Raw genomic sequence first — 13,054 nt, 5'->3', positions numbered from 1 at the left:
CGTTCGGGATGAGCGACCTGTTCGACGATCTCGAAAACCGCCGCGCGATTATCGATCGCCGCGCGCTGTCCGATCGGCTCGATACCATCGCCGAGGAGACGAGCGATTCGGGCACGCGCCGCCGTGCGATGGTCGCGCTGCTCAAGGAGGCGCTCGAAACCGGGCGTGCCGAGATCGACCGCCGGTTGCTCGACCATCCCTCGTCGGGGCGTGTCGCGGCGAACGCGACCGCTTTCCTGATCGACCAGATCGTCCGGCTGAGCCACGATTTCACGGTCGACCGCCTCTATCCCGCCAGCAACCGCTCGGCGGGCGAGCGGATCACGCTGATCGCGGTCGGCGGCTACGGCCGCGGCGAGATGGCGCCGTTCAGCGACATCGACATCGGCTTCGTCACGCCGTTCAAGCAGACGAGCTGGACCGAACAGGTGATCGAGGCGCAGCTCTATACGCTGTGGGATTTGGGGCTGAAGGTCGGGCACAGCTCGCGCTCGATCGACGAGATGATCCGCGCCGCGAAGGAGGATCTGACGATCCGCACCGCGCTGCTTGAGGCGCGCTTCATCTGGGGCGACCGCGACCTTTACGACCAGGCCGCGGCGCGCTTCGATGCCGAGGTTGTCGCGGGCAATGCGCGCGCCTTCGTCGCCGACAAGCTCGCCGAGCGCGACGATCGACACAAGCGCATGGGCGATTCGCGCTATGTCGTCGAACCCAATGTGAAGGAAGGGAAGGGGGGACTGCGCGACCTCCACACCCTGTTCTGGATCGGCAAGTTCATCCACCGCGTCCGCACCGTTCCCGAGCTCGTCGACGCCGGGCTGCTCACCGAACGCGAGCTCCGCCAGTTCGAGCGCGCCGAGAATTTCCTGCTAGCGGTGCGCTGCCACCTCCATACGCTCGCGGGGCGCGCCGAGGACCGGCTGACCTTCGATTTCCAGCGCGAGATCGCGCAGCGCATGCATTTCGCCGAGCGGCCGGGGAAAAGCGCGGTCGAGCGCTTCATGCAGCTCTATTTCCTTCATGCGAAAAGCGTCGGCGACCTGACCGGCACCTTCCTCGCGCATCTCGACGAGCAGCTCGCGGCGCGCGGGCGGCGCTTCCTGCCGACGCTGCGGCGGCGGCCGGGCAAGCTCCATGGTTTCGTCCTCGACCGTGGTCGGCTCGCGTTGCCGTCGGACGATTTTTTCGCGGCCGACCCGGTGCGGCTGATCGAGATTTTCGCGCTCGCCGACAAGCATGGGCTGGAGATCCATCCGCAGGCGATGCGCCAGGCGCGCCACGACGCCAAGCTGATCGAGACGCAGGGCGTGCGCCGCCAACCCCGCGCGAACGAATTGTTCCTCGACGTGCTGACCAGCCCGCGCGACCCCGAAACGGTGCTGCGCTGGATGAACGAAGCGGGGGTGTTCGGCCGCTTCGTTCCCGACTTCGGCCGCGTCGTCGCGCAGATGCAGTTCGACATGTATCATCATTATACCGTCGACGAGCATACGATCCGTGCGATCGGCCTGTTGTCCGATATCGAGCAGGACCGGCTGAAGGAGGATCACCCGCTGTCGACGATGATTATGCACCAGCTTCATTCGCGGCGGGTGATCTATGTCGCGGTGCTGCTGCACGACATCGCCAAGGGGCGCGGCGGCGACCATAGTGTGCTCGGTGCCGAACTCGCGCTGCGCGTCTGCCCGCGACTGGGGCTCAGCGAAGCCGAGACCGAGACGGTGTCGTGGCTCGTCCGCCACCATCTGCTGATGTCGGCGACCGCCTTCAAGCGCGACCTTGCCGATTTCAAGACGATCCTCGACTTCGCGCAGATCGTCCAGAGCCCCGAGCGGCTGCGCCTGCTCCTCGTTCTCACCGTCGTCGACATCCGCGCGGTCGGGCCGGGGGTGTGGAACAGCTGGAAGCGCCAATTGCTCAGCGAATTGTTCGACTCGGCCGAGGAGGTGCTGCGCCTCGGCCACAAGCAGCGCGGGCGCGAGGCGCGGATCGCGAGCAAGAAGGAAGCGGTGGCGGAGCTGCTCGGTATCGGGGAAAAGCGCTTCGCAGCGCTGATCAAGCGGCTTCCCGAAAGCTATTGGATTGCTGAGCCGGTCGAGGTGATCGCCGCCAACCTTCGCCATATCGAGGCCGCGGGCGACGCCCCGCTCCACATCGCCGCGGTGCCCGACGAGGATCGCGGCGCGACATTGGTGATGGTGCTCGCCGCCGACCATCCGGGGCTTTTCTACCGCATGGCGGGAGGCATCCATCTTGCGGGCGGCAACATCATCGACGCGCGCATCCACACGACGCGCGACGGCATGGCGCTCGACAATTTCCTCGTCCAGGACCCGCTCGGCCGGCCGTTCGCCGAGGCGGGGCAGATCGACCGCCTGACCCGCGCGATCGAGGACGCACTCGCCAATCGCCAGAAGCTGCTGCCGAAACTCGAAGCGCGCGCACTGCCGCGCACCCGCGCCGAGGCGTTCCGCATCGCGCCGAACGTGTTCATCGACAATAAGGCGTCGAATCGGTTCACGGTGATCGAGGTCAATGCGCAGGACCGCCCGGCGCTGCTCAACCAGCTCGCCTATGCGCTGTTCCAGTCGAAGGTGACGGTGCACAGCGCGCATGTCGCCACCTATGGCGAGCGCGCGGTCGACACTTTCTATGTCACCGACCTGATCGGCGACAAGATCGACGCTGCGGCGCGGGTCAAGAGCCTCGAAAAGCGGCTGCTGGAGGCGGCGGCAAGCCGCAGCGAAGAGGCGGTGGCGGCTTAGGGTCCTGACCCTAGAAATCGAATCCGTGTTGCACCGGCGCGACCGGCACGCCCTCTAGCTCGAGCATCCGCGCCTTGGACAAAGCGCCGCCCGGTGCGGAGAACCCTCCGATCCCTCCGCCCGCAGCCATGACCCGGTGGCAGGGGATGATCAGCGGCACGGGATTCGTTGCCATCGCCTGCCCGACCGCGCGGGCATGTTCGGGGCCCGCATCGAGTGCGCGGGCAACCGCGCCATACGTCGTCGTCTGGCCCCAGCCGAGCTTGCGTACATGGGCATAGACCCGCGCGAAGAAGGGCGGCGGTTCGCCGAGTTCGACCGGCGCTTCGAAAAACTCGACCCGCTCGCCTTCGAAATAGCGGATCGCGGCGTTGATGACCGCCGCTATCCCGGCCGGCGGCTCCGCTCGCCTCGCGCCGGGAAGGTGACGCAAAATGGCGCGCTCGGTCTCGGGCGCGGTCGGCGCGGGCAGACGAAAGCTCGCTATGCCGGCGCCCTTCCAGCCGATTGCCGCGACCCCGGTCGCCGTTCCGAAGAGCTGATAATGGCCCTGGCTGATCAAGCCTGATCCCCCGTTCTTGTCGGAGATATAGGGCGGTATTTTTTCAAAGCCATATCGTCGGCGCAGAGGCGCGAGCGGCTGCGACCGGACCGCTTTGGGGCGGAAAGCCGACGTTGCCCAAAGAGGGGATCAGCTTGTGCCCGCCTTCACCGGATTTCGTTCATGCGCGGCGATATTCTCCGGCAGCGTCAGCCACGCGTGCCGGTCCTGCGCCCAGACCGCCTGCTCGGGCATCGGAAAATCGGGATCGGCAAAGGCGCCGACGGCGACGCCGATGCGATCCGGAAGCCGGTCGGGTTCCCACCACAGCGACGATCCGCATTCGGGGCAGAAATGGAACGTGACGTCGAAACCGCTCGCCGATGTCCGCCGAAACGTCTTCGCAGCCCCCGCGGCCAGCGAGACGGCGACGCGGGGATAGAAAACCGCGACGCTGAACAGCGACCCGGTCCGCCGCTGGCAGTCGAGACAATGGCAGAGCGAGACTTTCGCGGGTTCGCCGATGCAGCGGAGCTGGAGCCGGCCGCAATGGCAGGTTGCGAGCCGCTCGATCGGCGCGCCGCTCATGCGCCGGTCATCGCGGCGGCGGCGGCGAGCAGCCCCGCGTTGAAGCGCTGCGACAGCGGCGCATCGGGAACCGCGTTGAAGCCGTGGATCGCCCCGGCGTAGCTGTGGAGCTCGACCGGCACCCCGGCGGCGGTCAGCCGCCGCGCATAGTCGAGATTCTCGTCGAAGAAGAGGTCGAGGCTGCCGGTCGCAATATAGGCAGGCGGCAGGTTCGACAGATCGTCGGCGAGGCTCGGCGAGAACCAGCCGCGCCGCGCGTCGTCGGCGCGGTAATCGCCCCGCAGAGCGCGCCAGCCGAAGCGGTTGCTCGCGCGCGTCCAGATGAATTCGCCGGTGGTCGGATTACGCCAGGGGCAGGCATCGCCGCCGGTGCGATGGTCGAGCATCGGATAAGTGAGAAGCTGCCCTGCGATTCCCGGGCCGCCGAGGTCGCGTGCCATGATCGCCAGCGCCGCCGCCAGCCCGCCGCCCGCGCTTTCGCCCGCGACGACGATGCGGCTCGTATCGTACCCGAGCGCATCGGCTTGCCCCGCAAGCCACGCCAGCGCCGAATGGCAATCCTCCTGCGGCGCCGGAAAGGGATGTTCGGGCGCAAGCCGATATTCGACCGAGGCGACCGGCACGCCGGCGGCTGCGGCTAGTGCCGCCGGTCCCGCCTGCATCTGCCGGATCGACCCCATCACCATGCCGCCGCCATGAATATGCAGGATCGCGCCGCTGCCCGGCCGGGTTTCCGCCGGACGATAGAGGAAGATCGGAATATCGGGCCCGCCGTGGATCGACGGGATCAGCACCTCTTCGGGTGCGATGACCGGCGGTGGCAGGAAGGCATAAGTTTCGGACGCTCTGGCGCGAATATCGGCGATGGGCACCGATTCCAGGTCGATGCGCGGAAAGATGTCGAGCACCGGCGCGATATCCGGGTCGACGAGATGGCGGGTATTCATGGCGGGTTTCTCCCCAGACTCTGTTGCCGGGACAAGTTGCACGAAATTCGCATCGGGCTCCAGACCGTGCGAGCAGATTCCGACTGTTTCCCGTCATTTCCGCGAAAGCGGGAACCCAGAGTGGGGTCAGCCGACGCATGCTCTGGGTTCCCGCTTTCGCGGGAATGACGAAGGTTGGGAATGTCCGCGCTCCACCCCAAGCCGCCGCTCCAGCGAGGGAGGACTTTGTCCGCGCGGCCTGGGCCTTGTCGGGGCCGCCCTACCCGCGCAGCACCGCCCCCAGCTTCGCCGCCGCGACAACCACCTTGTCGGCAATCGCCTTCAGATCGGCGTCGGTGAAGCTCTTTTCCTGCGGTTGCAGTTCAACCTCGACCGCGAGGCTAACCTGCCCCTCGGGCACCCCTTGGCCGGCAAAGCGATCGAACAGCCGGGCGTCGACGATCGCCGCCTTGTCGGCGCCGCGGATCGCGCGGACCAGATCGGCGGCCGCCAGCCCCTCGGGCGCGAGGAAAGCAAAGTCGCGGCGCACCGATTGCAGCGCGGGCGGCGCATAGGCCACACGCGCCGGGCCGCTCGCGCGTTTCGTCGGAATCGCATCGAGGAAGATCTGCACCGCCATCACCGGGCCATCGACGTCGAAATGTTTCGTCAGTGCCGGGTGCAGCGCGCCATATTCGGCGAGCACCGCCTTGGGGCCGAGCCGCAACGTCGCCGACTGGCCGGGATGCCAGATGCCGGGTCCGGCAACGGCTTCCATCACCTGCAGCCGCTCGGCGGGCGCGCCTGCGGCGTCGAGCAGCGCCAGCGCCGCCGCCTTCGCGTCGAAGGCGTCGAAGGGCGCGGCCTTGCCGGTCTGCCAACCGCGCTGGGTCTTGTCGCCCGCCATTACCAGCCCAAGCGTCGGATGTTCGCAATCGTCCCGATAACGGCGGCCGATCTCGAACAGGCGGATGCTTCCGGCGCCGCGATCCTGATTGCGCTGCGCGGCGGCGAGCAGGCCGGGGAGCAGCGACGGACGCATCACCTTGAGGTCTTCGCTGATCGGGTTGGCGAGGCTCCAGATGCCGCCGCCGAAGGGTGCGGCCTCGCGTTCGGAAATGAAGCTCCACGTCACCGCTTCGTGGAAGCCCGCGGCCGCCGCGGCGCGGCGCACCCGGCGTTCGAGCATCTGTTCGGCGGTCGCGGTCGGCCGGGCGACGCCATCGGCGCGCGGCAGCGGCACCGATTCGATCGCGTCGAATCCGGTGATCCGCGTGACTTCCTCGACCAGATCGGGCGCGCCGTCGACGTCGCGGCGCCAGCTCGGCACCGCGACCTGCCAGTGCCCGGCCTGCTCGATAATCGAGAAACCGAGCGCTTCGAGTATCTCATTCTGGCGCGATGCCGGAATCGCGATGCCGCCGAGCGTCGCCGACAGCGCCGGGTCGTAATCGACCGTCTTCACCTCGGCGGGCGGGGTGCCCGCGCGCGTCACCGCCGACGGCGTGCCGCCGCAGATGGCGAGGATATGACCCGTCACGATTGCCGTCGCGTCGTCGAGGAAGGCCGGATCGACCCCCCGCTCGAAGCGGCTGCGCGCGTCGCTGGTCAGGCCGAGCGCCTGCCCGGTCAGCGCGATGCGTTCGGGGGTGAAGTAAGCGATTTCGATCAGCACGTCGGTCGTCGCTTCGCTGCACCCGCTATGCTCGCCGCCCATGATGCCCGCGATGTCGTGGACCTCGCGCTCGTCGGCGATCACGGTCATCGTGTCGATGAGCGTATAATCCTTGCCGTTGAGCGCGGTCACCGTCTCGCCCGCCTCTGCGCGCCGCGCGACGAGTGCGCCGGTCAGCGTGGCGCGGTCATAGATGTGGCTGGGGCGGCCGAGGTCGAACATCACATAATTGCTGATGTCGACGAGGGCGGAGATCGAGCGTTGCCCGACCGCTTCGAGGCGGCGGCGCATCCAGTCGGGCGCCGTGCCGTTGGTCACGCCGGCGATCGTGCGGCCGAAGAAGGCGGGACAGGCGTCGGGATCGTCGGTGCGGATTTCGGTCGCGGGCGCGCCTTCGCCCGGGATCGTCGGGACGTCGAGCGGCTTCAGCGTACCGAGCCCGGCAGCGGCGAGGTCGCGCGCGATCCCGCGCACCCCCATGCAGTCCTGCCGGTTCGGGGTGATCGAAATGTCGATCACCGGATCGCCCGCGCCCGCATAATCGGCGAAGGGCGTGCCGATCGGGGCGTCGGCGGGCAGCTCGATGATGCCGTCATGATCGTCGCCAAGCTCCAGCTCGCGCGTCGAGCACATCATGCCGTTCGATTCGATGCCGCGCACCGCGGCGACCTTCAGCTCCATGCCGTTCGCGGGCACCACCGCGCCGGGCAGCCCGAGTACGCCGACGAGCCCCGCGCGCGCGTTCGGCGCGCCGCAGACCACGGTGAGCGGATCGCCGCCGTCGCCGGTGTCGACGGTCAGCACCTGCAGCTTGTCGGCCTGGGGGTGCTTCGAGGCGGTCAGCACCTTGGCGACGCGGAAGCCCGCGAGCTTCTCGGCCGGATTCTCGACGCCTTCGACTTCGTGGCCGATGCGGTTGAGGGCGCCGACGACATCGGCGACCGAATAGTCGCCATCGAGATGCTCGCGGAGCCAGTCGAGGGTGATCTTCATGCCGAAATCCCCCCGCTCAGCGTTGGCACCGACAGTGCGCCGAACCCGTAATGCGCCAGCCAGCGCAGGTCGCCGTCGAAGAAGGCGCGCAGGTCATCCATGCCATATTTGAGCATCGCCAGCCGGTCGATGCCGATGCCGAAGGCAAAGCCCTGCCATTCGTCTGGATCGAGCCCGCAGTTCGCGATGACGCGGCGGTTGACCATGCCGCTGCCCAGCAGCTCCATCCACGCATGGCCCTCGTCGTCGCCGTTGCCGCCGACGATCCGCCGCCCCTTTTCCTGGGCATAGCCGACATCGACCTCCGCCGAAGGCTCGGTGAAGGGGAAATAGGAGGGGCGCAGGCGGAGCACGATGTCGTCGCGCTCGAAGAAGGCCTTGAGGAAGGTTTCGAGCGTCCATTTGAGATGCCCCATATGGATGCCGCGGTCGATGACGAGGCCTTCGACCTGATGGAACATCGGCGTGTGCGTCGCGTCGCTGTCGCTGCGATAGACGCGCCCCGGCGCGATGATCCGGATCGGCGGCTGCTCGCTCATCATCGTGCGGATCTGCACCGGCGATGTGTGGGTGCGCAGCAGCATCGCGCGGCCCTCGGCATCGGTGTCGGGGAAATAGAAGGTGTCGTGCATCGCGCGCGCGGGATGCGTCTCGGGAATGTTGAGCGCGGTGAAATTGCGCCAGTCGTCCTCGATCTCGGGCCCGGTCGCGACCGCGAAGCCCATGTCGGCGAAGATTTCGGCAAGCTCGTCCATCACCTGACTCACCGGGTGGACGCTGCCTTTGGGTGCGGCGGCGGCGGGGAGCGTCATGTCGAGCGTCTCTTCGGCAAGCTTCGCGTCGAGCGCGGCGCCTTCAAGCGCGGCCTTGCGTGCGCCGATCGCGGCGGTGATGGCTTCGCGCAGGCCGTGAATCTTCGGCCCTTCGGTCTGGCGCTCTTCGGGGGTCATGCCGCCGAGCGTCTTGAGCAGCCCGGTCACGCTCCCCGCCTTGCCGAGCGCCGCGACGCGCAGCGCCTCGAGCGCGTCGAGATCGCTTGCGGTTTCAATCTCGCCCAGCAGCTTCGCTTTCAAGGCTTCTGTCTCGCTCATCGTCGTTCGTTTCTGTATCGTTCGGGGGACGGCGGTCCCCCGCGCGTCGGTCGTCTGCCGCTTGCACCGAAGGCGGCGCACGGGTCAAGTCCGGCGGCGCGAAACGCGCGCTATCCGCCGGGCTTGTGGAGTCCCTGCACCGCTTCGCCGGCCGCCGCGGCGCGCGCCAGCGCGGCAGCGCCGAGGATCGGCTTCGGCCGCGCGGCATAGGCGCGCGGGCTCATTCCCATGAAGCGCTGGAAATCGCGCGTGAACTGCGCCTGATCATAATAATGATAGTCGAGCGTTTCGATCCAGCTCATCGACGGGTCGAGCATGAAGCGCGCGAGGCTGCGCAGGAAGCGCTGGCGGCGCAGCAGCAGCTTGGGCGGAAAACCGAAGGCGCGCCGCGACAATCGCTCGACCGACCGCTCGGAGAGGCCGAGCTTTTCGGCGAGTTCGGCGACGCTGGTCAATTCGTCGTCGATGAGCGCGGCGTGGGCGGCGAAGATGGCGGGATCGTCGGGCGGCGCGGCGGCGAGCAGACCGGCGAAATGGTCGTCGAGCAGGCGCGCCGCACTCTCCGCATCATTTGCCTGCCGAAGCTCGTCCGCGAGCGGGGCGTGCGCGGCGAATGCAGGATGCTGCGCGCCATCGACGAAATGGTCCGCGAGATCCTCGGCGGGAAGCGCGAAGAATTTGGCCCAGCCCGCGGGCAGGATTCCAATGCCCCAAGCGCGCATCCGGCCCGCGGCGAAATAGGTCGCCTGGCTCGTTGGGCCGGTGACGATGAAGCGCGGCGCGGGGGCCGGCGTGTCGCCGCCGACCGCGGCAAGCGAGGGTTCACCATCGATGAAGCGCAGATTTGCCCATTCGGGATGCAGATAATCCTCGACGCGCACTCCGGGGGACGCCTCGACCTCGGTGAGGTAGATGATGCTGCAATAGGGACGAAGCGGCTCCGATACGGGAAAGAAGCGCGTCGTGACGCGCACGCCGGCCGCCGGCCCGCTGGCAGTTTCTCCCACGGTCATGACGTCATCTCATGCGGAGCGGCGCGTAAAAAAACAACAGTTCAGACGAAGCGATTGTCGGGTTTTTACAATTTTTCGCAGGCCCGCGACGGCATATGTCGCGCCATAGGGACACTTCCGCCGGCCGTATGCTTTCTGCGACCCACGGCTATCCGGTTCGGAGGGAGGGGGGCGATGGTTTTCCAATAAGCCATTGTCGGAACGGCGCGGGGGGAAACCTTCGCGCCGTTCCTGTTTGAGGACCGCAGGGCGTCGGCTAACGACCGATTGCGGATGCCCCGGCATCTCCTAACTTTGTCATCCCCGCGAAAGCGGGGACCCAGAGCGTGCGTCGGCTAACCCCACACTGGGTTCCCGCTTTCGCGGGAATGACGAAGGTGGGCAGGGGTAGCCCCCCACCCCAAAGCCGACATCCGGCGCAGGTGATCGCAGCCCAACGAAAAAGGGCGGCCCCGAAGGACCGCCCTTTTGTTTCAGCAATTTCGCCGAAAGCCTTACGCTGCCTTGGGCAGCGCCGCCTTCGCCTGTGCGATGATCGCGGTGAAAACGCCGCCTTCGTTCATCGCCAAGTCGGCCATGACCTTCCGATCCAGCTCGATCCCGGCCAGCTTCACGCCGTGCATGAACTGCGAATAGGTCAGGCCTTCGGCGCGGACCGCAGCGTTGATGCGCTGGATCCACAGGGCGCGGAAGGTCCGCTTCTTCACCTTGCGGTCGCGATAGGCGTATTGACCGGCCTTTTCGACCGCCTGCTTGGCGATGCGAATCGTGTTCTTGCGACGGCCGTAATAGCCCTTCGCCTGATCAAGGATCCGCTTGTGCTTGGCGTGCGTGGTCGTGCCGCGTTTGATGCGTGACATGGTCTAGCGCTCCTTACTTCAGGCCGTACGGCGCCCAGAGGCGTACATGGGCCGTGTCCGAATCGCTGAGCACGCTGGTGCCGCGGTTGGTGCGGATATATTTCGAATTGTGCGAAATCAGGCGGTGACGCTTGCCGGCAACGCCGTGCTTCACCTTGCCCGAGGCGGTGAATTTGAAGCGCTTCTTCACACCGCTCTTGGTCTTCAGCTTGGGCATTTTCGTCTCCTTTTTAAGCGACGATATCGACCGGCCCTGGCAGCCCTTGTCGCCAGGCAGGTCCGCTAATCTATCGTGCGAAGGCGCGCGCCTAGACGGATTCGCGCCGAATTGCAAGCGGGGAAGCGGCCTAGAAGCTTGCGCCGTCGACCTTCTGGATTGTCAGCGAATCGAGGTCGGCCTCGGGCACGCAGCGCAGGTTGACCGCCGCCATCTTCTTGCCGTCGGGGCCGGTGCCGACCGAAAAGCCCTGACAACCGCAGTCGGTGCAGAATTGATGGTCGATATTATGCTTGTTGAACGTGTAGGAAGCGAGCTTGTCGCTGCCGCCCGTCAACTGGAACTGGTCGATCGGCACGAAGGAAAGCAGGAAGCCCTTGCGCCGGCAGTGCGAGCAGTTGCAGCTCATCGCCGTCGTGGGAATGTCTCCCTCGACCGTATAGGTCACCGCGCCGCAATGGCAGCTTCCGTCGAACGCCATGTCTCTCTCCCTGGGGCCTGGCCCTAATGGTGGCAGGCAAGCCCTTCGATAACATCTTCCAGCCGCGCCGGATCGCCTAATGCGATGACATGGCCGTCACTGTCGGCGTTCAGCGGCTCGCCGTTCCAGTCGCACATCGTCCCGCCCGCGCCCTCGACGATGGGGACGAGCGCCGCATAATCGTGGAGCTTCAACCCCGCCTCGACCACCAGGTCGATATGACCGCTGGCCAGCAGACCGTAGTTATAGCAGTCGCCGCCAAAGACCATGCGCTTGTGCGACGTCTTTGCCGCGAGCGCCATGAAATGCTCGCCGTCGTGGTCGCTGAAATATTGCGGGCCCGTCGTTGCCAGCACGGCGTCGGACAGGTTGCGGCAGGTGCGCGTACGCGCGGGCTTGCCGTTGAGCAGGGTCGGCTGCCCCGTCGCGCCCACCCAGCGCTCACCGGCGATCGGCTGGTCGATGATACCGATCAGCGGCCAGCCGTCCTGGAGCAGCGCGATCAGCGTACCGAAGATCGGGCGACCGGCCATGAAGCTGACGGTGCCGTCGATCGGATCGAGCACCCATTGGCGCGATGCCTCTGGCCGTTCGGCGCCATATTCCTCGCCGATGATGCCGTCGCGCGGTGCCTCGGCATCGAGCAGGCGGCGCATGGCGGCTTCGGCGGCGCGGTCGGCCTCGGTCACCGGCGAGGCGTCGGCCTTGGCCTCGTGCGAAAAGGCGGCGCGGAAAAAGGGACGGATCGTCGCGCCCGCGGCGTCGGCGAGGCGATGGGCGAGCGCGATGTCGGATTCGAGGGTCATCTTGTTTCCCAAAGCAAAAAACCTGTTCCCCGCGAAGGCGGGGGTCCATCATCCGCCCGTGCAAAATAGCGCCGACAGGAGATGGGTCCCCGCCTTCGCGGGGACACACGACAGCCCTGAAGGCGGCGCCACGCTACGCCAGCCTAGTCGAACAGCGACGACACGCTCGATTCGTCGGCGATGCGCTTGATCGCTTCGCCGAGCAGCGGCGCGACGGTCAGCGCGCGGACCTTGCCGCTGTCGTTGACCGCGTCGGTCGGCATGATCGAATCGGTGATGACGAGTTCGGTGAGCTCGCTCGCATCGACACGGGCGACCGCGCCGCCCGACAGGACGCCGTGGGTGCAATAAGCGACGACGCCCTCGGCGCCCGCGGCCTTCAGCGCGGCGGCGGCGTTGCAGAGGGTGCCCGCCGAATCGACGATATCGTCGATGAGGATGCAGAAGCGGCCCGCGACGTCGCCGATGATATTCATCACTTCGGATTCGCCGGCGCGCTCGCGGCGCTTGTCGACGATCGCGAGCGGCGCGTTGTCGAGCCGCTTCGCGAGCGCTCGGGCGCGCACCACGCCGCCGACGTCGGGCGACACGACCATCAGATTCTTGCCGCCGAAGCGCGCCTGGATGTCAGCGCTCATCACCGGTGCGGCATAGAGATTGTCGGTCGGAATGTCGAAGAAGCCCTGGATCTGCCCGGCGTGGAGGTCGATCGCGAGGACGCGGTCGGCGCCCGAGGTGGTGATCAGATTGGCGACGAGTTTGGCCGAGATCGGCGTGCGCGGGCCGGGTTTGCGGTCCTGGCGGGCATAGCCGAAATAGGGGACGACCGCGGTGATGCGCTTCGCCGAGGCGCGGCGCAGCGCGTCGGTGAGGATCAGCAACTCCATCAGATTGTCGTTGGCCGGGAAATTGGTCGGCTGGACGACGAACACATCCTGGCCGCGCACATTTTCGTGGATTTCGACGAAGACTTCCTCGTCGGCGAAGCGGCGGACGCTGGTGTCGGTCAGCGGCAGTTCGAGATAATCCGCAATCGCGCGGGCCAACGGCAGATTGCTGTTGCCGGAGATGAGTTTCATGGGGGCCCTTTCGCGG

Annotated in this window: 12 protein-coding genes; 1 reads left to right on the top strand and 11 read right to left on the bottom strand. The window is 66.9% G+C overall.

All coding sequences use genetic code 11. The annotated features are described in order from the left end of the window. Positions 1-8 precede the first annotated feature (8 nt). Entirely contained in the window at positions 9-2,768 is a 2,760-nt protein-coding gene (locus tag NP825_RS17835; RefSeq protein WP_257546065.1) for a [protein-PII] uridylyltransferase, read from the top strand. A gap of 10 nt (positions 2,769-2,778) precedes the next feature. Here the strand turns inward: NP825_RS17835 and NP825_RS17830 are convergent, their stop codons facing one another. From NP825_RS17830 to NP825_RS17780, 11 genes are all read right to left on the bottom strand, one after another. After that, positions 2,779-3,330, bottom strand: a complete 552-nt coding sequence (locus NP825_RS17830) for a methylated-DNA--[protein]-cysteine S-methyltransferase (protein ID WP_257546062.1) — start codon at positions 3,328-3,330, stop codon at positions 2,779-2,781. Between the two features lie 129 nt (positions 3,331-3,459). After that, complete coding sequence (locus NP825_RS17825; protein ID WP_257546058.1) at positions 3,460-3,897, bottom strand: GFA family protein; 438 nt, start codon at positions 3,895-3,897, stop codon at positions 3,460-3,462. Then, a complete protein-coding gene (locus NP825_RS17820; RefSeq protein ID WP_257546056.1) occupies positions 3,894-4,844 on the bottom strand; it encodes an alpha/beta hydrolase in 951 nt (316 codons plus the stop codon). Before NP825_RS17820 ends, NP825_RS17825 begins: the two co-directional genes overlap by 4 nt. Before the next feature lie 259 nt (positions 4,845-5,103). Continuing rightward, positions 5,104-7,491 (bottom strand): phenylalanine--tRNA ligase subunit beta, encoded by a 2,388-nt coding sequence (gene pheT, locus NP825_RS17815; RefSeq protein WP_257546054.1) that lies wholly within the window; start codon positions 7,489-7,491, stop codon positions 5,104-5,106. Then, a complete protein-coding gene (pheS, locus tag NP825_RS17810) occupies positions 7,488-8,582 on the bottom strand; it encodes a phenylalanine--tRNA ligase subunit alpha (RefSeq protein WP_257546051.1) in 1,095 nt (364 codons plus the stop codon). Before pheS ends, pheT begins: the two co-directional genes overlap by 4 nt. A 110-nt stretch (positions 8,583-8,692) precedes the next feature. Beyond that, positions 8,693-9,595 (bottom strand): AraC family transcriptional regulator, encoded by a 903-nt coding sequence (locus tag NP825_RS17805; protein ID WP_257546049.1) that lies wholly within the window; start codon positions 9,593-9,595, stop codon positions 8,693-8,695. Positions 9,596-10,089: 494 nt separating this feature from the next. Next, on the bottom strand, positions 10,090-10,455 hold the full coding sequence (rplT, locus tag NP825_RS17800) for a 50S ribosomal protein L20 (protein WP_257546047.1): 366 nt from the start codon (positions 10,453-10,455) through the stop codon (positions 10,090-10,092). A 13-nt stretch (positions 10,456-10,468) separates the two neighbouring features. Next, positions 10,469-10,672, bottom strand: coding sequence for a 50S ribosomal protein L35 (gene rpmI / locus NP825_RS17795; RefSeq protein WP_257546045.1), 204 nt, complete (start codon positions 10,670-10,672; stop codon positions 10,469-10,471). A 130-nt stretch (positions 10,673-10,802) separates the two neighbouring features. Then, positions 10,803-11,153 carry a GFA family protein gene (locus NP825_RS17790; protein WP_257546043.1) on the bottom strand — a complete coding sequence of 117 codons (351 nt, stop codon included), beginning with the start codon at positions 11,151-11,153 and terminating at the stop codon, positions 10,803-10,805. A gap of 23 nt (positions 11,154-11,176) precedes the next feature. Beyond that, the gene (gene hisN, locus NP825_RS17785; RefSeq protein WP_257546040.1) at positions 11,177-11,959 is read right to left on the bottom strand and encodes a histidinol-phosphatase; all 783 of its coding nucleotides are present in this window, start codon (positions 11,957-11,959) and stop codon (positions 11,177-11,179) included. Between the two features lie 143 nt (positions 11,960-12,102). After that, positions 12,103-13,038 carry a ribose-phosphate pyrophosphokinase gene (locus tag NP825_RS17780; protein WP_257546038.1) on the bottom strand — a complete coding sequence of 312 codons (936 nt, stop codon included), beginning with the start codon at positions 13,036-13,038 and terminating at the stop codon, positions 12,103-12,105. Positions 13,039-13,054 lie beyond the last annotated feature (16 nt).

Source organism: Sphingopyxis sp. DBS4, from assembly GCF_024628865.1.
In the GTDB taxonomy this organism is placed as follows: domain Bacteria; phylum Pseudomonadota; class Alphaproteobacteria; order Sphingomonadales; family Sphingomonadaceae; genus Sphingopyxis.
Note: the sequence above shows the minus strand (reverse complement) of the source record. Positions and strands in the feature narration are given on the sequence as shown.